This window comes from Desulfovibrio sp. JC022 (genome assembly GCF_010470665.1).
Taxonomy (GTDB): Bacteria; Desulfobacterota; Desulfovibrionia; order Desulfovibrionales; family Desulfovibrionaceae; genus Maridesulfovibrio.
In genome coordinates, this window is the sequence record NZ_VOPZ01000016.1 from 13,784 (window position 1) to 39,853 (window position 26,070).

At 52.8% G+C, this 26,070-nt stretch carries 23 protein-coding genes; 22 read left to right on the forward strand and 1 reads right to left on the reverse strand.

Features of this window, described 5'->3' with window-relative positions; translation table 11 throughout:
- The first annotated feature begins 4 nt into the window (after window positions 1-4).
- The 22 genes from FMS18_RS19340 to FMS18_RS19445 all read left to right on the forward strand — a co-directional run bounded on the left by FMS18_RS19340 (window position 5) and on the right by FMS18_RS19445 (window position 25,629).
- Window positions 5-1,597: an ATPase, T2SS/T4P/T4SS family gene (locus FMS18_RS19340; protein WP_163296309.1), complete on the forward strand. Its 1,593-nt coding sequence runs from the start codon at window positions 5-7 to the stop codon at window positions 1,595-1,597.
- Window positions 1,584-2,654 carry a type II secretion system F family protein gene (locus tag FMS18_RS19345; protein WP_163296310.1) on the forward strand — a complete coding sequence of 357 codons (1,071 nt, stop codon included), beginning with the start codon at window positions 1,584-1,586 and terminating at the stop codon, window positions 2,652-2,654. The genes FMS18_RS19340 and FMS18_RS19345 overlap by 14 nt, the downstream gene beginning before the upstream one ends.
- 1 nt (window position 2,655) lies before the next feature.
- Window positions 2,656-3,135: a type 4 pilus major pilin gene (locus FMS18_RS19350; protein WP_163296311.1), complete on the forward strand. Its 480-nt coding sequence runs from the start codon at window positions 2,656-2,658 to the stop codon at window positions 3,133-3,135.
- Window positions 3,136-3,153: 18 nt separating this feature from the next.
- The gene (gene pilM, locus FMS18_RS19355; RefSeq protein WP_163296312.1) at window positions 3,154-3,582 is read left to right on the forward strand and encodes a type IV pilus biogenesis protein PilM; all 429 of its coding nucleotides are present in this window, start codon (window positions 3,154-3,156) and stop codon (window positions 3,580-3,582) included.
- A gap of 108 nt (window positions 3,583-3,690) precedes the next feature.
- The gene (gene pilV / locus FMS18_RS19360; RefSeq protein WP_163296313.1) at window positions 3,691-4,842 is read left to right on the forward strand and encodes a shufflon system plasmid conjugative transfer pilus tip adhesin PilV; all 1,152 of its coding nucleotides are present in this window, start codon (window positions 3,691-3,693) and stop codon (window positions 4,840-4,842) included.
- Window positions 4,843-4,854: 12 nt separating this feature from the next.
- A complete protein-coding gene (locus FMS18_RS19365; protein ID WP_163296314.1) occupies window positions 4,855-5,394 on the forward strand; it encodes a phage tail protein in 540 nt (179 codons plus the stop codon).
- Window positions 5,395-5,403: 9 nt separating this feature from the next.
- Window positions 5,404-6,630, forward strand: coding sequence for a TrbI/VirB10 family protein (locus FMS18_RS19370; RefSeq protein WP_163296315.1), 1,227 nt, complete (start codon window positions 5,404-5,406; stop codon window positions 6,628-6,630).
- A 2-nt stretch (window positions 6,631-6,632) separates the two neighbouring features.
- Window positions 6,633-8,579, forward strand: a complete 1,947-nt coding sequence (locus FMS18_RS19375; RefSeq protein WP_163296316.1) for a type IV secretory system conjugative DNA transfer family protein — start codon at window positions 6,633-6,635, stop codon at window positions 8,577-8,579.
- A gap of 132 nt (window positions 8,580-8,711) precedes the next feature.
- Window positions 8,712-10,256, forward strand: a complete 1,545-nt coding sequence (locus tag FMS18_RS19380; RefSeq protein ID WP_163296317.1) for a hypothetical protein — start codon at window positions 8,712-8,714, stop codon at window positions 10,254-10,256.
- The gene (traF, locus tag FMS18_RS19385) at window positions 10,253-10,798 is read left to right on the forward strand and encodes a conjugative transfer signal peptidase TraF (protein WP_163296318.1); all 546 of its coding nucleotides are present in this window, start codon (window positions 10,253-10,255) and stop codon (window positions 10,796-10,798) included. Before FMS18_RS19380 ends, traF begins: the two co-directional genes overlap by 4 nt.
- An 11-nt stretch (window positions 10,799-10,809) precedes the next feature.
- Window positions 10,810-12,969 carry a DNA topoisomerase gene (locus FMS18_RS19390; protein WP_163296319.1) on the forward strand — a complete coding sequence of 720 codons (2,160 nt, stop codon included), beginning with the start codon at window positions 10,810-10,812 and terminating at the stop codon, window positions 12,967-12,969.
- 14 nt (window positions 12,970-12,983) lie between these two features.
- Window positions 12,984-13,181 (forward strand): hypothetical protein, encoded by a 198-nt coding sequence (locus tag FMS18_RS19395; RefSeq protein ID WP_163296320.1) that lies wholly within the window; start codon window positions 12,984-12,986, stop codon window positions 13,179-13,181.
- A 2-nt stretch (window positions 13,182-13,183) separates the two neighbouring features.
- Window positions 13,184-15,499, forward strand: coding sequence for a zincin-like metallopeptidase domain-containing protein (locus FMS18_RS19400; RefSeq protein WP_163296321.1), 2,316 nt, complete (start codon window positions 13,184-13,186; stop codon window positions 15,497-15,499).
- 149 nt (window positions 15,500-15,648) lie between these two features.
- Complete coding sequence (locus tag FMS18_RS19405) at window positions 15,649-15,939, forward strand: hypothetical protein (RefSeq protein WP_239061115.1); 291 nt, start codon at window positions 15,649-15,651, stop codon at window positions 15,937-15,939.
- A 386-nt stretch (window positions 15,940-16,325) separates the two neighbouring features.
- Window positions 16,326-18,560 (forward strand): cation-translocating P-type ATPase, encoded by a 2,235-nt coding sequence (locus FMS18_RS19410; protein ID WP_163296322.1) that lies wholly within the window; start codon window positions 16,326-16,328, stop codon window positions 18,558-18,560.
- Entirely contained in the window at window positions 18,560-18,871 is a 312-nt protein-coding gene (locus tag FMS18_RS19415; RefSeq protein ID WP_163296323.1) for a hypothetical protein, read from the forward strand. The genes FMS18_RS19410 and FMS18_RS19415 overlap by 1 nt, the downstream gene beginning before the upstream one ends.
- Window positions 18,872-18,898: 27 nt before the next feature.
- On the forward strand, window positions 18,899-19,555 hold the full coding sequence (locus FMS18_RS19420; protein WP_163296324.1) for a hypothetical protein: 657 nt from the start codon (window positions 18,899-18,901) through the stop codon (window positions 19,553-19,555).
- Window positions 19,556-19,592: 37 nt separating this feature from the next.
- Window positions 19,593-20,183 carry a magnetosome protein MamC gene (locus tag FMS18_RS19425; RefSeq protein ID WP_163296325.1) on the forward strand — a complete coding sequence of 197 codons (591 nt, stop codon included), beginning with the start codon at window positions 19,593-19,595 and terminating at the stop codon, window positions 20,181-20,183.
- A 24-nt stretch (window positions 20,184-20,207) separates the two neighbouring features.
- Window positions 20,208-20,564 (forward strand): YtxH domain-containing protein, encoded by a 357-nt coding sequence (locus tag FMS18_RS19430; protein WP_163296326.1) that lies wholly within the window; start codon window positions 20,208-20,210, stop codon window positions 20,562-20,564.
- Between the two features lie 98 nt (window positions 20,565-20,662).
- Window positions 20,663-22,801 (forward strand): heavy metal translocating P-type ATPase, encoded by a 2,139-nt coding sequence (locus FMS18_RS19435; protein WP_163296327.1) that lies wholly within the window; start codon window positions 20,663-20,665, stop codon window positions 22,799-22,801.
- Window positions 22,801-23,544: a FeoA family protein gene (locus FMS18_RS19440; RefSeq protein ID WP_163296328.1), complete on the forward strand. Its 744-nt coding sequence runs from the start codon at window positions 22,801-22,803 to the stop codon at window positions 23,542-23,544. Before FMS18_RS19435 ends, FMS18_RS19440 begins: the two co-directional genes overlap by 1 nt.
- Window positions 23,545-25,629: a heavy metal translocating P-type ATPase gene (locus FMS18_RS19445; protein ID WP_163296329.1), complete on the forward strand. Its 2,085-nt coding sequence runs from the start codon at window positions 23,545-23,547 to the stop codon at window positions 25,627-25,629. It begins immediately after the preceding gene.
- A 291-nt stretch (window positions 25,630-25,920) separates the two neighbouring features.
- Here the strand turns inward: FMS18_RS19445 and FMS18_RS19450 are convergent, their stop codons facing one another.
- A complete protein-coding gene (locus FMS18_RS19450; RefSeq protein WP_163296330.1) occupies window positions 25,921-26,067 on the reverse strand; it encodes a hypothetical protein in 147 nt (48 codons plus the stop codon).
- Window positions 26,068-26,070 lie beyond the last annotated feature (3 nt).

Here is a 26,070-nt window from a genome sequence, read left to right on the forward strand (position 1 = left end):
CAGCATGACCAACAACGAAATACCAAAGATTCTGCAAGAACGTGTCATACTGCTTGAAGGCGTAATCCTGATCTCTGCGGAGCTGGAAGATGACGCGCATCTGATGTCTTTTCTCAGCTACGCCGCCCGTAAAGGATACAAGGAAACCAAACGGGTTGAAGCCAGTGAATTCCAGAAGCTGCGCAAAAAACATTACACCCGCATCGAAACTGAAAGCGACATCCAGACGCTGGCCGTGGACATTATCGCCGACGCCCATAAACAGGGCGCATCCGACATCCACCTCACCGATGCTGGCCCGTATGCCTCCATCAAATTCCGCAAGCTGGGCATGGTGCAGGATTACAAACAACTCAAGGGCGAGAAAGGTCGCAAGGTCATTGTGGCCATCTATCAGACCATGTCCAATCAGGTTGATTCGACCTTCATTCCCCGTGAACGGCAGGACGGCAGGATCGTAAACAACGACTTCCTGCCCTCGGAAGTCCATTCCATTCGAATCCACACCGAACCGCTGGAATGCGCCATGGCCGACAACGGCACCGGGACATTCATGGCCCTGCGTCTGCTCTACGACCGCACCACGGCCAAAGGCAATCTGGCTGGGCGGCTTTCCAGTCTCGGATACTGCAAACAGCACATGCGTGACTTTCAGACTTTGACCCAGCGGTCCGGGCTTTCCCTGCTTTCCGGTCCCACCGGACACGGCAAAAGTACCGCGCTAAAACACATCATGGAAAGCATGGCTGAGGAGAATCCTGAAAAGAACTACCTCGCCATTGAAGATCCGCCGGAATACCCGCTGGAACGGGTCAAGCAGGTCCGGGTCAGCACCAACGATCAAGATGAAAACAGAGGCGCGGCCTATCGCAACGCCATTGCCGGGGCCATGCGTTCCGACCCGGATGAAATCATGATCGGTGAGATCCGCTTCCCGCAGGCTGCTTCAGCCGCACTGGATGCCGCCCAGACCGGGCATGGCGTCTGGACCACGGTTCACGCCAACTCGGCTTTTGGAATCATTCAACGCATGGTTTCTTTGCTACGTGCGGCCAATTACCCTGATCCGCTGGAATACCTCTGCGACCACACCGTGCTTTCCGGCCTGCATCATCAGCGGCTGGTTCCGGTGCTCTGCCCCAAGTGCAGGATGCCTATCAAAGACGTCTTCGTCCTTGGTCCCGACAACGAACTGCGCCGCAGAAGCCTTCCGCAACCGCTTTTAGAACGGATCATGAACACCATAACCGACATGGACCAGATCCATATTCGTGGCGAAGGTTGCTCAGAATGCGCGGGTATGGGCATCATCGGCCAGACTGTTGCCGCTGAGCTGGTTCCAACTAACCATGTTATTCTCAACGCCATCCGCAACGGCAATATGGACGCTGCATACAAGCATTGGCGACATGATTTGAACGGCAGAACCTTTGTGGATCATGCCCTTGAGCTCATCCAGACCGGTGTTATTGATCCCTGCCTCACCGAGCTTAGACTTGGCGTTCCGCTGGATTATGACCACAAGCACAATGGTCTCATTTCCAGCCACTTAGAAACAGTTTCCCAGACAAAAGAGTTTGCCCATGCAGTTGTTTAAACACACCAATCTGCTGGCAAAACTCTTCTTTACCCAATCGGTACGGATCAGGGTTTACCGCAAGCTTGCGGCCATGACCCGGCACGGAATCAATGTGGCTGAGGCTGTCACCTACATTGAAGAACGGTACGCCAAGCAACGCAATCTGCTCAGCCCGGTACTCTCTGAAGTATCGGCCCGCATCAACTCCGGGGACAATATCCATGAAGCCCTGCGCGGCTTCATTCCCGCTGAGGAAGCAATGCTCCTTCAGAGCGGCGTGGAATCCGGGAAGCTCCATGAAGCCCTTGAACTTTGTGTGCGGCTTATCAAAGCCAGATTGAAGATCGTCAACTCCATGTGGAAAGCATTAAGCTATCCGGCAATCCTGATCATTGCCCTGATTGCACTACTGCTGGTGCTCTCGCGCTACGTAGTTCCCAAACTTGCCGAGCTTTCCGACTCTGCCCGCTGGATGGGCAGCGCAAAAACACTCTATCAAGTGGCCGGATTTGTGGATTCCACCTTCGGGACCATTCTGCTTGTCGGAATGGTGCTCCTCTTCCTCACTTCACTGGTGACCATCAAAATCTGGACCGGCAAGATCCGTGTCCGCTTTGACGGAATCCCGCCATGGTCATTCTACCGGCTTATCATCGGCAGTCTCTGGCTTTTTACCCTCTCAACCCTGATGAAATCCGGGATTCAACTCTCACAAGCCATGAACGACATGCTTGAAACTCCCGGTTCAAGCCCATGGCTCAAGGAACGGCTGAACTCGGTCAAAGCCCAGCTCAACCTCGGAAAGGGAATCGGAGAAGCTTTGGACGATTCCGGCTATCGCTTTCCCGCTCAAACCATAATCGAAGATCTGCGCATCTATTCCACTCTCCCCGGCTTCGATGCCCGGCTGCACCTCATTGCCGAGGAATGGCTGGAAGAAGGCATGGAAACAATCAAAACGCAGGCCAAAATCATCAACATAACCTGCATCATCGGCATCAGCTCAATGATCACCAGCATAGTGCTCGCGGTGACATCACTTCAACAACAACTTGGTCAAAACATGGGATATTAAAATGACATTACTCGAAACACTCGGCGCATTACTTATCGGCCTCATCGTACTCGGCGGTTCCGGCTACATGATTTCAAAAGGAATCGACAACGACAAAATCGCCAAGGCAGAACAGAACCTTTCCACCTTCCGCCTCGACATCAAGAACCTCTATCAGGGCGAGCCGGATTTCAACGGGCTGACGACCAGCATTACCGTTACTAACGAAGCCGTTCCCGATGGAATGATCAAAAGTACCGGTGAAGTCCGCAACGTCTGGAACGGAGCGGTCGCAGTTGCCACCGGCGCGGCCCCGACCACCTTCACCATCACCCACAGCAGCGTTCCCGAATATGCATGCGTAAAGCTCGCAACTTTTCAAGCCGGTTCATGGGTTTCCGTATCTGTGAACGGCGTGGAAATCGATCAGGCCAGCGGAATGGTTGCGGCCATTACCAATCAGGTTGCCGAAAGCAATACCATCGTATTCACATCCAACTAGCTGAGGCTTTGATTCCAAATGAAAATCCTAGCCGCACTGTTCAGCATTCTCGGAGTCATGGCTCTGGTCATGGCCGAGTCAAGCTTCAGTCCCCGGACATATCAGGCCGAAACGGTAGCCACCAATTACGGTGTCTACCGCGACGCCGTAAACAATTACGCGCTCAGCAATTCTGCGCCATCATCCGGCGAAATATCCACCTCACTTCTAAGGTTGCCGTCCGGTTGGAATCCCATCCGCAATTGGACAAACCGGTTCGACAACGGACACATCTACGTCTGGGGATCGGTCAACAGCATGGAAGCACAAGCTATCAGGGACTTGTTTCTGAACAGCTACGCCATCGGAATCAACCGCAATGGCAAGCTTTTCAACAAATACGGGAACGGCGTTTCGCTGCCCTCGTTCATACCCGAAGGCTGCATCGTCAGCATGATTAAGAAATAAGAAGAATTGGATGCGCTTCGCGCTTTTGATGATCGCATTTCGCCTCCGGCGGCCAAAGGGGATAATCCCCTTTGGAATCCTTAGTTGGAAGGCGGGAAAGGAATTAAAATGACAGATAAATATAAAATTAAACAGAAGGGCTTCACCCTAATTGAAGTACTGGCGGCTTTAATCATCCTTGCCTTGCTCATGCCCTTGCTCGGTGATTTCATCGACCGCGGTGTCGAGCAGATCAAGCAGCGTAATGTCAGCAATCACCTTGCAGCCGTGCTTGATGCCGCCTCCGATTACGCCAAGGAAAACTACTCCTCCCTGAGAACCTCTTCAACTGCTTCCGGTGCGACTGCGGTCACTATGGCCCAGCTCCGCAGCGGGGGCTTTCTCCCTGACAGTTTTCAGGATCTCAACGGCTGGGGTCAGAGATACGGAATCTATGTGCTCCAGCCCTCAGCCGGAGATTTACAGGTCGTAGTTCTGACCTATGCCGGACGTACCCACTCAGCAAATGACAAAAACTTCAGCACCACCATCGCCCCGGCAACTGCGGCCATGGTCGGCGGTGCCGGAGGCTATATCCCTACCGGAGAAATGCCCGGCCAATCAGCATCGGAGCTGCGCGGATCTTACGGCGGCTGGACTGTTGATCTTGCAAGCACGGACATCCCTGTTCCTGCTCCCGGCCATATCGGCGGACGTGCTTTCCTGCGTGAAAAGGACATCAGCAAGGACTTCCTATACCGCGTGGAAGTCCCCGGCCACCCGGAACTGAATGAAATGTCCACCGAGCTGGATATGACCGATCACGCCATTGAGGGAGTCAAAGAAATTCACTTTGAAAAACACACCCTTGCCGACATCGACGCATCCGGTTTCTGTGGAGATTCAGACAAGGAAGGCCGTGTTTTCTTTGATCCTGCCGTGGGCCTTTACATCTGCCGTGCCGGTGAACCGCAAGTCATTGCCGATTCCGGCAACTCTCAATTCCTGAAAGGCTCCACTGTTGCCATCAACGGCGAACTTATTCCCAAACCGACCTGTGCCCCCGGCGTCAGTTCCACCCCGCAAATCTTTGTGGCTCCTGCCGCATTTGCCGAAGGTTCTGTTTCAAAATCCATCGTTGCCGTTCAGTGCTGGGCCACCAGTGAAGACGCCAACAACTGGCGCGTACACATGCGCATCCGCACCGCTGATTCTGATTCATCGTGGATTTCTCCACCTGCCGGGACCGGCAGAATCATGGTCCTCACTACCTGCAATTAAAGGAAACTAAACATGAAAAAGATATTCTTTCCCCTCATATTTATATTGCTGTTCTGCTCCGCAGCCTTTGCCGGAGACGCCACCAGCTACACCCTGAGCAACGTCACACCGCAAAAAATCAGCGGCGTTCCAGTGGGAACCGTTGTTCCATGGCCTGCCGGGTCAGTCCCCGACGGCTGGCTTGAATGCAACGGACAATCCACCAGCGGCCATTCAGAGCTGACCGCAATTGTGGGCAGCAGAGTCCCCGATCTGCGTGGTGAATTCATTCGCGGCTGGGATCATGGCCGAGGCGTTGATGGCGGCAGAAGTCTGCTGAATGTGCAGTCCCACATGCTGGGTGCGCACAACCATATTCAGGGTTTGCCTGAAACAAACGTGCGTAACCCCGGTAGACATACCAGATATGGATATACCAGTGGTCCCGACCATGGCGGAGTTGGTGATGATGAAGGGCGCGTCAGCAATCGCTGGTTCTTCACCTCCACAACCGGCGGCTCTGAGACTCGCCCGCGCAACGTGGCGATGATGTACATCATCAAGGCTGAGTAGGTGGTGGATATGTCAGATTCTCCCAACAGCCTCGCCCGTCCCAAGGTCAAAGTAGCCAGACTGGATAAACGCATCATGTACGTCATCGCCGCTGTCGGTCTGCTGCTGGTGGTAATTCTGGTTTATGCCGTCCAGAACTCCAATAAAAAAGAAGCCATACAGGACTCTAGCACCACTGCGCAGATCACCGAAGCAGACACAAGGCAGCCTCTTCAGGACCCGGAGCAAAAATCCGGGCTTTCCATGCCTCCGCAGAGCGAAAAGCATGAAGAGGAAAAGACAAGACCTTTGAGCAAATCACTGGTCACAGTAGTTCGCCCTGAAGAGCCTACAGAGCTTGAAAAGCAGCGAAGAAAAGAAGAAGTCGAGCTGCGAGCTTTCCGCATTGAAAATATGAAGGCCGCTCTTAATTCTCCGCTCAGGGCTGCGGCTGCTATTCCTGAAAAGAAACTGCCCCAGACGCAAATCATCAGCACGCCGAGCATTGAGGACATCCGTTCCCGACATCCGCTGGGCATAAACGAAGCGTCCACAATACCCGTTCAAAAAGATGATAAGCAGGCAAAGGAAGATTTTCTTAACTCCCGCGCTGGCAAGGATGGATCTTGGCAGCTTCCTTATGAACGTGTTCCCGGCAAGCCTTTTGAGCTGAAAACCGGGGCGGTCATTAACGGGATAATGATCAGCGGTATTAATTCCGATCTGCCCGGCCAGATTCTTGGGCAGGTCAGTCAAAATATTTATGACACTGCCACGGGCCAGCACCTGCTGATCCCGCAAGGTTCGCGCATGATCGGGGTTTATGATTCACGGATAGCCGTGGGGCAATCACGTGTTCTGGTCGCGTGGAACAGGATTATCTTTCCCGATGGCTCTTCCATCACCCTCGGCATTATGCCCGGTACGGATGTAGGCGGTTATGCCGGTTACACCGGAGATGTGGACAACCATTATCTGCGTATCTTCGGATCTTCTGCCATCATGAGCATGGTCAGCGGCGGCACGGCCTACGCCATGGACAAATTCAATAAAAGTTCATCCTCAAACAACAATCCGTCCCTTCAGGATGAACTGGGTTCGGCTCTTTCCAGCCAGCTCGGCCAGTCTACCCTCTCTTTGCTGCAAAGCAACATGAGCATCAAACCGGCCATCAGCACCGCGCCGGGTAAGCGATTCAACATGGTGGTCACCAAGGACATCGTTTTTGCCCGCCCCTATACCCCGTATCGGAGCTGATTATGAGCAGGAATGTTTATGGCCTTGGCAAAAAGGCTGACTCCAAAAGTTGGATTTATCAGCTGACAATCATGTTTGTAATTGCGTTAGCCGCCATGGGCTATGCCACGCAGCAAATTGCGGAGATTTTCGGCTATCATAAAAATCTTGGGATGCCCGTTTATAAGAACTTCTACTGGCCATGGATGTTCTTTAGGTGGCTTCCCCTGCTGCCGTCCGGCAAATATCTGGATAAAATCATATCCGATGCCCAGCTCGTCTTTGCCATCCCTTTGATGCTTCAGATCAGCTTTCTGCTGCTCTTTGCCCAAAAGCCTAAAGGAGTAAAGGACATCCATGGAACCGCCCACTGGGCCGATAAAAAGGAAATCAAACAGGCTGGATTACTCGGCGGTTCCGGGGTCTATGTGGGCGGCTGGCAGAACAAGAAAGTCCTGCGCTATCTGCGCCACAGCGGCCCCGAACACATAATGGCCTTTGCCCCAACCCGTTCAGGTAAGGGAGTTGGTCTGGTACTGCCGACCCTTCTTTCATGGGAAGGAAGTACTATTGTTCTGGACATCAAGGGTGAAAACTGGGCTTTGACCTCCGGCTGGCGCAAGGCGCAGGGCCACAAGGTCATGAGGTTTGACCCTACGGATGCCACTGGCAACGCAGCACGTTACAATCCGCTTTCCGAAATTCGTCTTGGCGGACCGCACGCCATCCCCGATGCCCAGAACATTGCCAGCATGATTGTCGACCCGGACGGCAAGGGCCTCAAGGATTACTGGAACAAAGCCGCTTTTTCCTTCCTCGGCGGAACCATCCTGCATTGCCTGATTCTTTACCGGATCAGGGAAGATCGGCACGCCACACTCAACGATCTTTCACTCATGCTTGCTGACGAGGAACGTGATATTTCCGCTTTGTTTGAGGAGATGCTCACCGACAAGCATGACAAATATCTGCGTGAACTCTTCGGTGATGCAATGGACGAAAATTCAATCATTGCTATCAAGAAATTCATCTCCGCCGCTGCCCGTGAAATGCTCAACAAAGCCGAGGCCGAGCTTTCCGGGGTTGTCTCCACTGCCGTAGCAAACATGGCCCTTTATCGTGATCCGGTGGTCAGCCGGGCCACTTCCGGCTGTGACTTCCGCATCAAGGATTTGATGAACACTGAGGAACCAGTTTCGCTTTATCTGGTGATCCGGCCCTCAGATATTGACCGTTTGCGTCCGCTGGTACGCCTGATCTTGAACATCGTTCTGCGCCGCCTCACTGAGAATATGGAATTTGAAAACGGGCAGGCTAAAGCCGGATACCGCCACCGTCTGCTGCTCATGCTTGATGAATTCACCTCACTGGGCAAGATGGAAATCTTTGAACGCGCTCTGGCCTTCATGGCCGGGTACGGAATCAAGGCCTACATCATTGTGCAGGATCTGGCTCAACTTCAGTCCGCTTACGGCAAGGAAGAATCGATCATGAGCAACTGCCATCTGCGTATCGCCTACGCACCCAACAAAATCGAAACCGCGCAGATCCTGTCCAAAATGACCGGCGAAGCAACCATAGTCCAAAAAAAGACTTCACTCTCCGGCACGCGCTCCGGGCATATGAACAAGGCCAATGTCAGCATTTCCGAAGCCAAGCGAGCCTTGCTCACTCCAGACGAATGCATGCGCCTACCCGGCGCGGAAAAGGACGGTAGCGGCGGGATTACCAAGGCCGGGGACATGCTCATATTCCCCGCCGGTTTCGCGCCTATCTACGGAATGCAAATCTTATTTTTCCTTGATCCTGAATTCCTTGAACGGTCGATGATCCCGGCCCCGGAGAAGTCCGATATCATCCATGTGTCCATATCTGAAGGCCCGGTAAAAACGAAGCCTACCGCTGAAGAATTAAGCGAGCAGATGGATGAACTCATTGAAGAAAATAGTCCCGATGAAAAACACGAATAGCCCTAAATCCTAAAAGAACTTTTAGAGATGCGGACATTGTCAACGCTGTCTATGTCCGCATTCCCGGCAAACATAAAGAAGAGATGACTCCGTCCTTGCGATTTCCAGAACCTATAACAGCACCTTACTTTTATGACTTCAGTGGCGAATAAAAACGAATTTTACAATTCCCTTTCCCCGACCGGCAAAAGGATCATTGCCGCCCTTATCCAGTCTGCACCGACAATGGAAAGGGAGTTTCCTTTTGTTCTTTCCAGCCTGCAACACACTGCTGGGTGTAGCAAATTAAGCGTCCTGCGCACTATTCCAAAAGGTGAGCGTGCCGGGCTGTTTGAACGCAAGAGCCACGAAGCAGGCCGCAGACACGGAAGTATTCTCACCCTGAATAAAGAACGCTGCGAGCGGTTTCTTAAGCTGCATACCGAAGAATACGGTCAGTCACCTGTTACCAAAGATGAAAGATATCAAGAGCATGGTGTTACCAATGCTGACAGGTATCCCGATACCATTGGTAACAGCCATGACCGGAAGGACCGGGACGCCTTCCAATCCTTGAATCTGGAGGACAATGCCGACCTGCTCTTTTCCCGCTTATCCGATCAGGGCAAACGTGTTTTCGGTATCATCTCAGGGCTTGCTGACCATGCCGAGAATGATGAAATTCCACTTGTAATTCAGTCCGTTGCCAGAGAAGCATTTTGCAGCGAAGTGACCGCACGGAGGGTAATCAAACAGGGCCATGAAAACGGATTTTATACCAAAAGTCTGCACGAACGCGGGCCCCGTTTCGGTATCATTCTTAAGCTGAATGCCAAGCCTATGAAACGTATGAAGGAGCTGTTGCAAGCCTTTCCCGTGCAGGCTGATACCGAAAATGCTTGCAAAGCTGATCGGTATCAATCCGGTGTTATCAAACATGATCGGTATATTGATCGTAATGATACCGATCTTGATACCAAGCGGGACCGGTATCCGTTTTCCGCTATTGCCGATCATGTAAAACAGGCTGTTACCCCTTGCAATTCAAGGGCTGACAGCAATTCCGAATCGCAATCTGAAACCAATGGAGATCGGTATCAAGACCTCCTCTTATTAGATAGACAGAAAAGAAATCTATCTGGTTTTAAAGAAAATGAATTATGGGCGCGAAGACTGCTGTCCCTCAGCGCGGACGATTTTGAAATTCTCTGGCCCAGACTCCATGCCGAAAAATTCGGCCCGAATCAAATTCGTCAGATTGTTCAGCATCGGCTGCCAGTAGACGAAAGCGTTGCTGACATCGAGAACTCACTCCATGCCGTTGAATGGGAACTGGAACACGACACTTTCCCCGAAGCCCACAAAGGTCCGTGCAATTATCTTTTTGCCACCCTGAAAAGCAAAGGCACATGGCGTAAGCCGGTGGGATTCCAGACTCCAAACGAGCAAATTCTTGCCAACATGGAGAAAGAAAAAACAGTAATCCGCAAGATAGAAAAGCTGGAAAAGCAGCAAACGAAAGAAGCGAAACTGGCCGGGCAGGATGAAAAATTTGAAAAATGGCTCGCTGCGCAGACACCTGAAGAGCTGACCCAAATAGACGGACGCTGCTGTCCAACGCCCCCTAAAACGGACCAATCCAAACGCACATGGCGCAAGTTTTACTGGAATAAAAATATCAACAGGAAGGCGGCATGAAAAACTTCCTGCTGATCTCTTTCTGCTGTCATGCGCTGACACTTGTTTTCCTGCTGCACTCTGCCGGGTATCGGATCAACCTGACCGATTCCATGGCCCATGGCGTCTATCAAATCGTTCCCGGCAAACCTATGCGCGGGGACCTGATCACCTTCAGCCTCGATGAACAGAATCCATATTTCAGCATCGCCCTAGAGCGTCATTATCTGGGCTGGAACAACAGGCCGTTGCTCAAGGTTTTGGTCGGTCTTCCCGGCGACACTCTCCAGATCGACAAAGAAGGCATCAGTATCAATTCCGAGCTGCTGCCGCGCAGCAAAGCCAAGCCTACCGACCGACACGGCAAGCCTTTACCAATTTTCCTGAACTCAACAGTTATTCCCTCCGGCAAATGTCTGGCCCTGTCCACTCATTCCGAAAACAGCTTTGATGGCCGTTACTTCGGGCTGGTCGATCTTGACCGGTTGCAGAGGGTTGTACCTGTTTTAACCATCAGGCTGTTCAAAAACAAATCGCCGTTTTTCAACAGCCTGACAAATTAGGAGGATAGATTATGCGTTTATTCATAGCGGAAAAACGGGATGTGGCGGAAGCCATATCTCAAGCTCTCGGCGGTCCTGCCAGACCGACCGGAGCGGCTTTCCATGTCAACGACGACCGTATCACATGGCTCTGGGGGCATTTGCTGCGGCTTACTGATCCTGAAGAACACGATGAGCGTTACAAGCTCTGGGATCTCAAAACACTGCCTATGAAATGGCCGGTCAGCTATGTCCCGGAAAAAAAGCACGCCGCCCATTTGAAAAAAATCATCGAAATGGCCCATCAGGCAGACGAGCTGGTCAACGCAGGCGACCCGGACCCTGAAGGTCAGCGGTTGGTGGATGAGGTTATCGAGTTTGCCGGATTAACAGGCAAGCCGACCAAACGAATTCTGATTAACGACAACAACAGTCCGGCAATCCTTAAGGCCCTGAAGGACATGAAAGACAACCGCAGGTTTCACGGGCTGTCCATGTCCGCTCTGGCCCGTGCGGTCTGCGACCAGCGAGTCGGATACAACCTGACCCGCTGCTATTCCACTATGGCCCAGAAAAAAGGCTATCAGGGTGTCCTTTCCGTGGGCCGGGTCCAGACTCCAATTATGGGGCTGGTAGTTGCCCGTGACCGCGCCCATGAAGGGCACGAAAAGCAGGCATACCACATCGTCAAAGCCCGGATAGCTCTGACGGATCAGGTTGTGGAAGTGGAATTTGTTCCAGCGGAAGATGCGCCCGTGGACGCCAAAGGGCGGGTCATTGAGGCTGAATTTGCCAGCAAAATTGTCAGCAATATTAAAGGCAAACCGGCAACAACCCTTTCTGCACAGACCACTGAGCGCAAGAACGATCCTCCATTGCCGTACAACCTGCTGGCTTTGCAGGCCGATGCCGCCGGACTCTGGAGCTACAAGCCCAAAAAGGTTTTGGAAATCACTCAGCGGCTGCGCGACCAGCACAAGGCCATCACCTACAACCGCAGTGATTGCCGTTACCTCAATGACGAGCGGCACGCGGAAGCTGCGGAGCTATTGCTGTCCCTGACTCCGCCCTTCGGGGATATGGCCGAATACGCCACACCCAAGCTCAAATCCAAGGCTTTCAACTCCAAAAAAGTTACCGCGCACCATGCCATCATTCCGACCATGAACGTGCCGCAGCTCGACAAACTCACACAGGATGAACGGCGCATTTATGAGCTGATCGCCAAGCTTTACATTGCCCAGTTCTATCCCCCGGCGGAGTTTGTAAGCACCAAAGTTGAACTTGAAATTGCCGGTCACACTTTCAAGGCTGAAGGCAGAGTGAACAGCTCGCCGGGCTGGAGGATGCTGGATGAGCTGGCCCTCAAGGAATACGAAAAGGCAGAACGGCAACCGAAGCTGTACCGGCTTCAGCAGGGAGATTCAGGTCCGGCGGAATCCGCCGAATCTGTGCAGGCTTTCACCAAGCCTCCGGCACGTTACACCATGAAAACACTGCTCAAAGAACTGACCTCAGTCGCAAAGTACGTGACCGACCCGGAAATCAAAAAGCTGCTCTTGGACAAAGACAGCGACAAGCAGGATGAAGCCGGTGGAATCGGAACCCCGGCCACCCGTGATGCTCATATCGACACGCTCTTCAGGCGCGGCTTTCTGGGTGAGGATGGAAAAAAAGTAGTCAGCACCGAACTGGGCCGTAATTTCCATGATGCCCTGCCGGAATTCGCTGTTAAGCCGGACATGACCGCGCTCTGGCATGAGAAGCAAAAGCAGATTGAAGCCGGAGAACTGAATCACCTCAAGTTCATTGAGGAGGTGGACAATTCGGTTGCTAGGGAGATTAAGCGCGTTAAACGCGAAGGGCTGAATATCAAGATTCAAGGTGTGCAATGCCCCAAATGCAAAACCGGAATTCTGCGAGCACGCAAAGGCAAAACAAAATTCTGGGGCTGCTCAAATTACCCCGACTGCAAAGCAACCTTCCCCGATAAATCCGGCAAGCCTGATCTCAAGGCCAAGCCTGCCAAGAAAATGGCCCCATCCACGGAACACACCTGCCCGGATTGCGGCAAGGGTCTGATTCGTAGGCCAGCCAAGCGCAAAGGGTTGTTCTGGTGGGGTTGCAGCGGATTCCCGGATTGCAAATTCCGTTGCTTTGACGAGAAAGGAAAACCCAAACTTGAAAATTAAACCAAGGAGTAAAAATGTACACAAACAATGAAATCAAAAAACATATGGACGCACAGGCCCGGCAGATTGACCGGGAACTGAGCGAAAACCCCGGCGCGGCCATGGAAGTGGATCAGGAACTGGCCGATCATATGGGGGCTTTTGAAGAAACCGCGCTCAGCCTTGAAGATGCGCAGGACGCTTGTTTCGATCCTTTTGAGGAGGCAGAATAGCCATGGCGAAAGACAAAACTCCATACTATCAACGGTTTGCTGAAGAAGTCATTGAGAAGCTGAAGGACGGGACAGCCCCATGGATCAAGCCTTGGAAAGCCGGTGAATATAAGCCTGCTTTCAACCCGGTTTCCGGTACTGTGTACCGTGGAATTAACCAGCTCATGCTCGGTTTGGATGATCTGAATGACCCCAGATTCATAACCTACAGGCAGGCAGAGTCCAAAGGCTGGCAGGTCCGCAAGGGCTCAACATCCCGGTCCATTGTTTTCTGGCAGATGTCCCGCCAGATCGCGCTCAAGGATGATGAGAACAAGAACATTCTGGATGATGACGGCAACGCCCAGACGCAGACGGTCATGCTCGCAAAGCCGATTATCCGCTTCTCCAATGTCTTCCACGCCAGCCAGATTGACGGAATCCCGGAATGGGATGGCCGGGAAATCACATGGAACCCGGATGACCGGGCCGAAGTCATTCTCAATAACTCCGGGGCCAGCATCACCCATGACCAGCGTAACAAGGCATTTTACAGGCCATCCTCAGATGAGATTCATCTTCCGCCGCACGCCGCCTTTGGAAACTCTGATCAGTATTACAGCACGGCTTTGCACGAGCTGGGGCACTGGACCGGCCATGAATCGCGCCTTGACCGTGAATTCGGGCCTTTCGGTTCCGAAATTTACGCGAAAGAGGAGCTGCGTGCCGAAATTGCAAGCTGGATGATCAGCGCGGAACTCGGCCTTAGCCATGACCCCGGCCAGCATCTCAGTTACGTTGAAAACTGGGTCAAAGTGCTTGAGGAAGACCCCTTTGAAATTATCCGGGCCTGCCAGAGTGCGGAAAAGATCAAGGATTACACGCTGGATTTTGAAAAGGAACGCAGCCTGCAAAAAGCAAAGGAAGAAGGAATCTCAATCTCCGCCTCGGATAAGGCCAATCTTGAGCAACGGGAATCAATGTACGGAGTCCCGGCAAACGGTAAGACATATCTCAAAGTCCCGTTCTCTGAAAAGAATGAAGCTAAAAACCATGGGGCCAAGTGGGATAAGGGCAAGAAAATGTGGTTCGCTCCTGAAGGCACAGACCTTGAACAGCTCGCCCGTTGGATGCCCGGTTCAAAATCACAGGCTCCGGCCAAAGAATCTAAACAACAGAAAGAGGCCACAGTGAAAAATATAGCAATGAAAAAGACTTACCTGAACGTGCCGTATAAACAGAAATGGCTTGCCAAGAAGCACGGAGCACGCTGGGACAAGTCCGCAAAGCTCTGGTTTGCCCCCACTGGCACTGATCTTGGACCACTGGCTCAATGGTTGCCTAAGGAAAAGATCATCGCGCCGGAAACAAACGCGGTTCAGGAGTTCGCCAAGGCCATACAGGAAGCCGGGCTTGATCTTCAGGGCCAGATGCCGATCATGGACGGAACACTACACCGCGTGCCAGTAATAGACGGCAAGCTCAATTCAAAAGACGGCGCATACAAAGGCTTCCTTGACGGCCACCCCGCCGGTTTCATCCAGAACCACAAAACCGGCCTGAAAATGAATTGGAAAGCAGAAGGCACCGAGCTGACCGAAGAACAGAAAGTACAGCTCAAAGCGCAGGCCGCCCAAAAAAAACAGGAACGTGAAAGGGCCCTCGCCGAGCAACGCGAAAAAGCCTCAAAACGTTCCTATGCCAAGTGGACCAACGCTCAATGGGCCACCAAACAACAGGAATACCTGAGCAAGAAAGGAGTTCCCAACTACGCGGTGAAGGTAAACGAACGCGGGGATCTGCTTGTGCCGGGCCGTAACGTTGAAGGCCATATCCACACCCTGCAAACCATCACCTCGGACGGTAAACTATTCGAAAAAGGCGGCCTAAAAGTAGGCATGTTCCACACCATTGACCCCGGCGAAAAGATCGCCAAAGGCGGGCCGATCCTCGTTGCCGAAGGCTACGCCACGGCTGCCAGCGCACACATGGCAAGCAATATGCCCACTGTCGCAGCGTTCGACGCTTCCAATCTCGAACCGGTCGCTAAAGCCCTGAAAGCCAAATACCCCAAAAGCACCATCGTGCTGGTCAGCGACAACGACCATCACCTCAAAAACAATGTCGGGGTAGAAAAGGCAGAAGCCGCAGCCAAAGCCGTCGGTGGCTTGCTGGTAACGCCCAAGTTCAGCGAGGACGAAAAAACGCAAGGCCTATCCGACTTCAATGATCTGCACCAGTCTCGCGGGATAGGAGAAGTACAGAAGAAACTCTCCCAGACTATCAAGATGGCAAAATCCATGAAGGCTGGGGAATTGCCTTTGGCTATGGCAATGTAAGGATTAATCAGATGGGCTCTGAGGGGGGACCATTTAGAATGGCTGAGACTGCAATTATTACCAATTGACAAAATCTATTTGTATTTGTACCTATGATTTAAATTGAGATTCAATCTCAAACTCAACAAAAAAAACCACGAGCAACAACCATGAATACATTCCCCGAAAATTCAAAATATTCTTTCCCCGAAGTGGAAATGAAACAGAAGAAAACCAAAACAAAAAAATTCCGCCAGTGTAAGGACTGTCCCCTGCAGCCCAGCACAACCAAGACTGTTTCCAAGGTCGGCATGGTTGCTACCCTTGGTGCTTCCGCAGCATCGGGCATACTTAAATTCAGGGCTGCCAGACCCTTGCACCTTTGGGCTTCGGTTGCTTTCCTCGGCTTTACTGCCGTACACTGGGCGGTTTCGGCCAGACCGGCAAGACCTGCAAAATAACAAGGCACACGCTGTTCAGTGAGCTATTTCCTTAGAAATTTCATTCATAATCACGACTTCCAGGCTCCAATGCGCTGATTTCATCTGCGCTGTGAATGATTTTGTTGCTATACCTCCGAGTTCGCCCTCTTCATTTTAATTCTTATCTATCATTTATAATAAACCCGTGACAATGACTTGGAATTTCATTATCAACTTCATGTTCGGCTTTTAATACATTATTTATAATTATACGCCGCAATGATACTGCGAGCTTTTGTAAACTATAGCCGGACAAGACAAACCTTATTTAATTGAACAAATCGAGTCCCCCATTGAAAATGAATATCACGTTCTTGATTTGTATAAAAACCAAATATGACTATTAAAATTAGTTGGGATTAACTGTGAAACAAAATATTGTATTACGACACTCTACTCGCGGCAGAGTAAGATTCAACATTCGCAGTCTCGTTAGAAATGAGCACCTTGCCGGTAATATTGATCTGGAACTAGGCAGGACCGGGTATGTTGAAAATGTACGCACCAATATCCGCTGCGGAAGCCTCGTCATCCGTTTCAAGGCAGATAAAACCAGCGTGGAACAACTCTTCGCGTTCCTTAATAAGCTGCTCGGCTCGGCTGAAATAAACAGACCGCTGGGCATCGGCGGTCCCGCTTGTGCTTCCGACCTCTGCGAATGCAACGCCTGTGAAGTGACCCATGCCGGATGCAATCCGGTAAAATCAGCTTTCAGACGATTTGTGGCTGTCAGTGCCGTTATGGGTGTTGTCTTTGTACGCACATCGATTCTGGGGCTGACTGTGGCTGAAACTGCGCTCAGCCCTCTGGGCATCATCGCCATGGGGCTTTCGCTGCCGCTCTTTAAAAAAGCATACGACCAGTTGAAAAAGAAACGGTTCACCCTTGAAGCCTTCCTTGGAGCCAGCTGTGTTGCCGCTGTTGCAGCCGGGGAAGCCCTGACCGCCTTTGAAGTACTCTGGATCAACTCCGGTGCCGAACTGGTCAAGGCCTGGATTACCGAACGTTCCCGCAAATCCATCAGCAGTATTCTGGAAGTAACATCCCATCACACCTTCGTTCTGGTGGATGGCGTGGAGGTTGAAAGGGAAGTAAAGGACCTGCGCAAAGGCGATATTGTCGTCCTGCACACCAGCGAAAAGGTCTGCGTGGACGGCGAAATCATCGACGGCGAAGCTCTTATGGACGAATCCCCCATTTCCGGACGTTCGGACTTCGTGCCCCGCACAGTGGGCGATGAAGTTCTGGCCGGAACCTTTGTCCGTCAGGGTGTTATTTATGTGCGGGCCAATGAAGTAGGTGACAGGACCTACCTCTCAAGGGTTCTGAAAATGGTTGAAGATTCGCTGGAAAACCGCGCCCCCATTGAAGGTGTCGCCGACCAACTGGCCGCCAACCTTATCAAAGTGGGCTTTGTAACCACTGCGGGAACATGGCTGCTGACCGGAAGCCTCTACCGGGCATTCACCGTGCTGCTTGTCATGGCCTGCCCCTGTGCAACTGTTCTGGCGGCTTCCACTGCGGTATCCGCAGCAATCAGCGCGGCTGCCAAGCGCAACATTTTAATCAAAGGCGGACGTTACCTTGAAGAGGTCGGTAAAACCGATACCGTCTGCTTTGACAAGACAGGAACCCTGACCACCAACGAACCGGTGCTGACTAAGATTGTTCCTTTGAACGGCTCAAACGAACAGCGCATCCTGCAAATGTCTGTTTCAGTGGAAATGCACAACCATCATCCGCTGGCACAGGCCATTAAAATGGAAGCCGACGCCCGCGAGATCGCGCCTGAAGAACATTCGGTCTGCGAATATTTTCTGGGCATGGGCATGCGTGCGGAAGTCAGCGACAACGATATTCTGGTCGGTAACCGCAAGCTCATGGATAAACATGAGGTGGAAATTGCGGATGCGGCCAAAAAAGCCGCTCCCCTGCGCAGACAGGGCCGCACAGTGCTCTTCGTAGCAGAAAGCAAAAAAATCATCGGGTTGCTGGCCTTCGACAACCTGATCAGGCCCGAAAGCACAGAGGTGGTACAGCAACTGAAACACAACGGTGCCGAAAATATTGTTCTCATTACCGGGGATGAACCGAACACTGCCAAAGAGCTTTCCAAGCGTCTGGGCATCCCCACGGTTCATGCCTCGGTAATGCCTGAAGACAAGGCAAATATTGTCGATGAAATGCAGGCCGGAGGCGCAGCAGTACTCATGGTCGGCGACGGCGTGAATGACGCTCTTGCCCTGACCCACGCAAACGTAGGTGTTGCCATGGGTGCCGGGGGAAGCGAAGTCGCCATTGAAGCGGCGGACATCGCTCTGGTCAATGACGACCTGAACGGACTAGTCTACGTTCAGTCTTTAAGCCAACAGACTTTGAAAGTGGTTCACCAGAACTTCTGGATCGCCACCGGATCCAACCTTATGGGTGTCGTTTTCGGTGCCATGGGCATGCTGACCCCTATCATGGCTGGTATGATCCACATTGGACATTCTCTGGGAGTACTGGCAAACTCAGCACGGTTGCTGCGCTACGAACCGCCGACACTGGCAATAGAAGCAACTCCAATAGAAGTAACTCCAAAGGAGCAACCGACATAATGGATTTTCAATTGTTGATGGAACTCCGGGATTACCTGACGATAAAACATCATGTTCCCGGACGCATCCGCATAAAATTAGCTGCAAAACTGCTGGCTGATCCAAGAACTAAAAAGCTAAAAGAGGAGGCAGGGGAAACCCCGCCTCCTTGTATTATTAGCAGCAAGTTCAACTTTTTTACCCGCAACGCTGTCATTGAGTACGACCCGGAAGTAATTATCCCGGAAAAACTGCATGAGGCGTTGACCACCGACGACCCGGAAAGATTTCAGGAACTGGCTGCGGAATTTGAATCAATCATGACCGCATAACCATCGTTTAATAAAGGAGACTAAAAAATGGAAGACACCAGACAGGCCTATGTCGCCCCCGGCGATTCCGCTGAGAATGCTCAGGCCCAGCCCAGTGTCCAGCAGGCCGCACCACAGCAACCGGTTCAGCCGCAACAGGCTGCCCCGCAAATGAATGCTGCACAGCCCCAGATGACTGCCCCCCAGCAGCCCTCTGCCCAGTACGCTCAGCCCGCCATGGGCTCAGTGCAGTATGCCCAGCCGCAGGCCGGGGGATTTTACCAGTATGTGCCCGGAGCAGGATTCGTGCAGGTTCAGCCGATGCAGCAGCCAACGCAGCAACCAGCACAACAGCCCGCGCCGACCATGCAGGCAGCCCAGACATTTCAGCCCGATTTAAACGCTCAGGCTGCCCCCGAAACCGCCCAGGCTAAAGTTGACCAGAACAAGCTCGGCCAGATGTACGGCGTAATGACCGACATCATGAACGGTGAGGCCGATCCCGAAAAAATAATGTCTCTGTTTCAGGATACTGACGGTGATTTCTGGAAAGGGGCCATTGTCGGTGCCGCAGTAGGCTTTCTGGCCAGCAATGAATCAGTACGCGGTGCAGTGGCCGGAGTAGTCGGTTCCATGCTCGGCGGAGAAAAAGATCCCGAAGGCCCGCAGGTTACCGTACCCACTGATACTGAAAAAGACTCTTAATCTATAAATATCCGTTTCTAATTTGAAGGATTTTAACATGGCACAACAAAACAACGACAAAACAACCCTGCTCCAGACAACCCTCGGCACCGCATTCCTCGGTGCAATCATCGGCGGCACCGGAGCGGCTGCAAAAGCAATCCGTGAAGTAAGCAACGAGCAGAAAAGCAAAGAGGAAGCTGTAATTGACGTTGCCAAGGAAGCCGGAGCAACAGCTGTTGCGGCGGGCATATCCGCTGCGGCAGTCGGTGCTCTTAAACTCGGCCCGGTCCTATCCACAGTAGGCATCATTGCCGTGGCAACCGGAACAAAATACGCCATGGACAGCGTACTCAAGCCTGCTGAAGCTCTTGCGGAAGTGAAGACTCCGGCCAAGAAAAAGCATGCTCCTCTGGTTATGGAACCTAAGACCAAACCGAAGAAAAAACATGCGCCTCTGGTTATGGAATCCAAAGACGAAAAACCCAAGAAGACTACTGCTAAAAAAGATACAGCTGAAAAAGAAACCACCAAGAAGACAGCAACCCGAAAAGCAGCACCTAAGAAAACTACTACAAAAAAAACAGCCACCCAAAAGACTGAAGCACCCAAGACTGACTCCGGCAAAACCGAAACCACTGAAAAATAGCGGACAAACGCAAGGAATAAAAAAGTGAACGACTATATTAACCAGCCCCAGCCCGGCACTTCTCCCGACGAAACCGTTACCCAGTCCAGCACCGAGAATTTCGTTGTGCAGCAACCTACCCAGACCGCAGTAACCACCGCCCCGGTAACTGCTCCGGCAACTACTGATTCCTCCCTGACTTCATGGGTAAATGTAACCAACACAGACTATCTCAAAGGACTGGCTCTCGGCGCAGGTATCGCCCTTGTTGCAACCAACCCAACCGTGCAGAAAGCAGTGGTCTCCGGTACTGTCAAACTCTGGGCTGCCCTTCAGGGGGGAGTTGAAGAGCTGAAAGAACAGGTTCAGGACGCAAAAGCGGAAATCAGCCAGCAGGATTAGTGCGGCTTTTTAAGCCAATCACTACAAGACTGAACCAACATTCACTTTATGCATTAAATACTCGAATTTGATGCACGCTATCTTTGCGGAGAAAAAAAATGACCGTGAAAGCGGAACAAAAGAAAAAAGCCTTCACCATTGCTCATGAGGTCAAGAAAAGAATCCGGCTGCGCAGCCGCAGGCTTTTCGATCCCTCGCTGGACCTCAATTATCTTGAAGCAATGGCTGAAAACCTTCCCGGCGTATCCAGTGTCAGGACCAATAAGTGGGGTTCGAGCATTGTGATTGAATATGACGGCAACCGGAAAAACCGGGAACGCATCCTCAATCTGCTCGAAAACATTCCCATGGAAGCATACATGCCCGGAGGAACGCATTCCGAAAAAGTTTCCCTACCCACAGTGGCAGCGCAAGGGGCTACAGCAGCACTCACTCCCTTCATGCCCCCCGAAGCAGCAGCTCCGGCCAGTTGGCTCATGGGCATGCCGACTATGCTCGAAGGTCTACATACCCTGCTTTATGACGGCGTAAAAGTTGAAGTGCTCGATGCTTCGGCAGTAGCCTTTTCCCTGCTTAGACAGGACTATTTTACGGCCAACGCCATTGTGGCCATGCTCGGCCTTGGTTCCTACATGGAAGGACTGGCCGAGAAAAAATCAGACGACCTGCTCAAAAGCCTACTCCGTCCGCAAGTGGAGATGGTCTGGGTTGAGCGCGATGCGCAGGAAGTCCAGATTGAATTCACTGAACTGGTCGTCGGCGATCTGGTCATCTGCGGTTCCGGGGAACTGATCCCTGTGGACGGCGTGGTTGTCGACGGTGACGCCGCCCTGAACCAGAGTTCTATTACCGGGGAATCCCTGCCTGTTGCCGTTACCGAAGGAGACGAAGTCCTTTCTGGAGCGGTTGTTGAAGACGGACGCATCAAAATCTCGGCCAGCAACGTCGGCGGCGAAACCAGCATGGCCCGCATCGGAAGATTTCTTGAAAACTCCCTGCGCACCCAGTCCACCTCCCAGAAAAAAAGCGACGAACTGGCCGATAAACTGGTGCCCATCACCTTCGGGCTCGGTCTGGGGCTCTTCGCCCTGACCCGCGACATCACCCGTGCGGCATCTGTGCTTACCGTTGACTATTCCTGCGCCATCAAGCTAGCCTCACCTGTGGCTGTAAAAACAGGCATGCATGCGGCAGGACACAGCGGAGTGCTGCTCAAAGGTGCGCAGGCACTGGACAACCTGGCCCGCATCGATACTATTGTCTTTGACAAAACCGGAACCCTGACCAGAGGCGACTTGCAGGTTGCCGACATTATGCCCCAGCCGGGCATGTCAGCAGAAGAACTGCTCGCACTGGCCGCCGGAGCGGAAGAACACTACTCCCACCCGGTAGCCCGCGCAGTTGTGGCTGAAGCCAAAGCCCGCGAACTGGAACTGCCGCCCATCAGTCAGGTCGACTTTATCGTCGCCCACGGCGTTTCTGCCTATGTTGATGGGAAACAGGTTCTGGTGGGCAGCCGCCATTTCCTTGAAGACGACGAAGGCGTGGACTGCTCCGACGTGGAGGATGAAGGCAAGAAGCTCCGCTCCACCGGAAATTCTTTGCTCTATGTTGCCCGCTCAGGAAAACTGCTTGGGCTGATAGCCCTGCGCGACGAACTGCGCGAAGAAGCCTCTGAGGCCATGGCAATGCTCAAAGAGCGTGGCATCAAAAAAATTGTCATGCTCACCGGGGACCATCAGGATACAGCCAAAGCAATTGCCGCCGAACTGGACTGTATTGATGAAGTGCACTGGGAACTCAAACCCGAAGACAAGGCCGATCTGGTCAAGCAGCTTCAGGAATCCGGCGATTTCCTCGCCTTTGCCGGAGACGGGGTCAACGATGCCCCGGCACTGGTTTCCGCCGATGTGGGTATCTGCATGCCCGGCGGTGCGGACCTTGCCCGCGAATCCGCACAGGTGGTCCTACTTGAAGACGACCTGCGCATTCTGGCCGTGGCCCGCGATGTAGCCGAAAACACCCAGCATGTGTTAAAAAGATGTTTTCAGGCCGCAGTGGGCATCAACTCCGCAGTTCTCGTCGGAGCCACCACCGGAAAACTTTCCCCGGTTGTCTCCGCCTTCCTGCACAACGCCAGCACACTGGGCATTCTGGGCTACGCAGCCACAGCAGGCCGCAAGAAACCGGCTTCCGCAGACCTGATTCCCTCTGCCGCAACTCAGGAGAAGAACTAATGTATACAAGCTTATTCAATGCCCCCACCGGGGTTCCGCTCAAAATATCACGTATAAACGATGAAGATCTGGAAGCCCGCATGGGCCGCATGGGGCTTTTCATCGGCGGGGAAATCACCCGCCTTGATGAAGAGGTAGCCCTGCAGACCATCCGGGTCAAAGGTCCCAAGGGTGAAGTTGTCCTTGGCGGAGGCATGGGTGGTAAAGTTATTGCCCACCTTGATGACGGACGCATGGTTCCCCTGCTGGAAATGAAACCCGGCGAAACAGGACATGTGGAATGCGTCACCGCCGGAGGTCCCCTGCGTGAAGGCATGGAAGCCCTAGGCCTGAAGGATGACGATAACATTGAAATGATCCGCATCCTGCCGCCCATGGAATTTGTCGCCGTGATCGAAGGACGCGGGCGCATCCGCCTTGCCGAAGGCATGGCCGCCAAAATTCTCGGACACATGGGCGATATTGAATGCCAGTTCGCCAATGCCCAGGCCGGGGTTGATTTTGTGGTCGACAAAATCATCGGCGGCAAACGCGCACAGCGGGCCATCGGTTCCCTTGAAATCACCCCCGGACTGACCCTGCGTCTGGAATCCGTGGAAAAAGCCCCCAGCTACCAGATGACCGGACGCAGTCGCTGCGTCATCAACACCCATGAAGGGTTGCGTTTGTTCCTGCGCCACGACCAGTCGGACATGGTCATCGTCACCTATGACGATGAAGACGAGACCGGGGAAGAAGCATAAATGAGCACAGCAAAAGCTCACGGACCGCGCATAGTCCATGAGACTGCCAAAAGAATCCGCTTCAAATGGTCCAAACTTCTCAGCCCGGAACTTGACCCGGATTATCTGGAGGCGTGGCTCAGCAACCTGCCCGGTGTGGATGCGGCAAGAATCAATCCCCCGGCCCGCAGTCTGGTCATTAAATATGATGGCACAACGGACAGCCGCGAACAGATTCTCGCCGGCTTTGAGCGCATTCCCAGTGATGCTTTCGGGAAAAAGGCACTTGCCAAGCGCAGGCGCAGATTGATTGACGCCGCCTTCAGCGCACATCTTGCCGCAGTCCTGCCCTTCGTGCCTCCGGCTGTACAGGCCCCTGTAGCCATTGCCATGGGCGGCCCGGTGGTGCTCAGCGGACTTGATTCCTTGATCAACGAAGGGCTTACGGCCCGTGTACTTGATATGACCACCATCGGAGCCAGTCTGCTCAGAACCGATTTCACCACCGCCGCTTCAATCGCGGCCATGGTGGTAGTCGGTGATTATCTGCGCACCATGACCGACGATAAATCCAACTCCCTGCTCAAAAGCCTGACCGCCGATCCGGTGGACAAGGTCTGGGTCAAACGGGACGGCAAAGAACAGGGCATCAGCTTCGATGAAGTCAAAATCGGAGATACAGTCCTTTGCGGCAACGGAGATCTGGTCGCTGTGGATGGAGTGGTCACAAAAGGTGAAGCCCTGCTCGATAAAAGTTCCATCACCGGGGAATCAACTCCGGTCATGGTCACTGCGGGTGATGAAATCATTTCGGGAAGCGTGGTTGTGGAAGGCAAGCTGGCGATTTCCGCCACACAGACCGGTGCCGACACCAGCATGGCCCGCATTGCCGAGTTCATGACCCGTGCATTGCAGGAACAATCCAAAGCCGAGAAACAAAGTGACCGCCTTGCCGATGCCCTCACTCCCATTACCCTCGGCCTTGGCGCGGCCCTTTACGCTGTCACCGGCGACATGGAACGGGCTCTGTCCGTGCTGACCATTGATTTCGCCTGCGCGGTAAAATTCCCCGCCCCGGTGGTCATCAAGACTTCCATGCACACCGCCGCCAAAGAGGGCATACTCTTTAAGAGCGGATCGGCCCTTGAATATCTGGCCGAGGTTGATGCCATCGTCTTTGACAAAACCGGAACCCTGACCAAAGGCGAACTGGCTATCACAGACATCGAACTCTGCGCCGATTATGATGAAGATGAATTCATCAGGCTGGCCTCGGCGGTCGAAGACCGTTACGGGCACCCTGTCGGTTTGGCTATCATCCGCAATGCCGAGGAACGGAATCTGACTCCCCGCCCGGCAACGGAAATCGATCTGACCATTGCCCACGGTGTCAGCGGCATGGTGGGTGGGAAACTGATCCGGGTCGGCAACCGCCATTTTATTGCTGATGATTGCGGGGTGGACTGCTCCGCTGTTTCCGAAAAAGCAGCAGAACTACGCGCTGAAGGCAAAACCCTTGTCTATGTTTCCGCTGGCGGAAAGCTGATCGGTATTGCCGCGCTCATGGACACCATTCGTGATGAAGCCGCAGAGATTGTTGAATCATTAAAGGAAAACGGCATCAAAAAAGTAATCATGCTTACCGGGGACCATAAAGGAACCGCCGATTTTTTCGCCGCGCAGTTCCCGCACGTGGATGAAATCAGGGCTGAACTGACCCCGGACAAAAAGACAGCCGAGGTAAAAAGACTTCAGGATGAAGGATACAAAGTCGCGGTAGTGGGTGACGGAGTAAATGATGCCCCGGCCTTCACTGTAGCGAACGTGGGAATCTGCATGTCCCAAAGTACCGGACTGGCCCGTGAATCCGCACAAATTGTCCTGACCAAGAATTCCCTGCACGGACTGCTTGATGCACGGAACATTTCACTGCGGGTTAATACCATCCTGAAGAACTGTTTCCGGGCCGGGGTGGGAGTCAATGTGGGACTCATGGGCGCAGCCACTGCCGGGCTGCTTAAGCCCACCGCAGCAGCAGCCCTGCATAACCTGAACACCTTCGCCATACTCGGCGCGGCCGCCTGGAGTTCATCCCGAAAAATATAGTTTGGATGCGCTTCGCGCTTTTTGATTGAAAGATTTCGCCTCCGGCGGCTTAAACCCTTTTAGTAGGGCTTCGCCAGCTTTTTATTCAAAGATAGTCTTAGCGAGCTACTTGCGAAGCATAACCAAAACGTCTTTTGGGAAGAGGGGATGGGGTCTGGGGAAGGGGAGAAACCCTTTTTGGGCGTTAGCAAAAGGTTTTCTCCCCTTCCCCAGCCGCCGGAGGCTTATCAAAAAAGCCCATGTTTCCGTGACCGGGAACATGGGCTTTTTGATCTTCATTTGAGGGACTGACTATTTACCGCGCTTGCCGCCGCCTTTTTTCGCGACAAGTCCGCCCTTTCTATGGGTATGGCGATGACGGTTTTTACCGCCGAATATCATGGGGACCAAAACAAGAGCCGAAACAGCTCCCAATGCAAAGGTAAACAGAGAATTCATAAT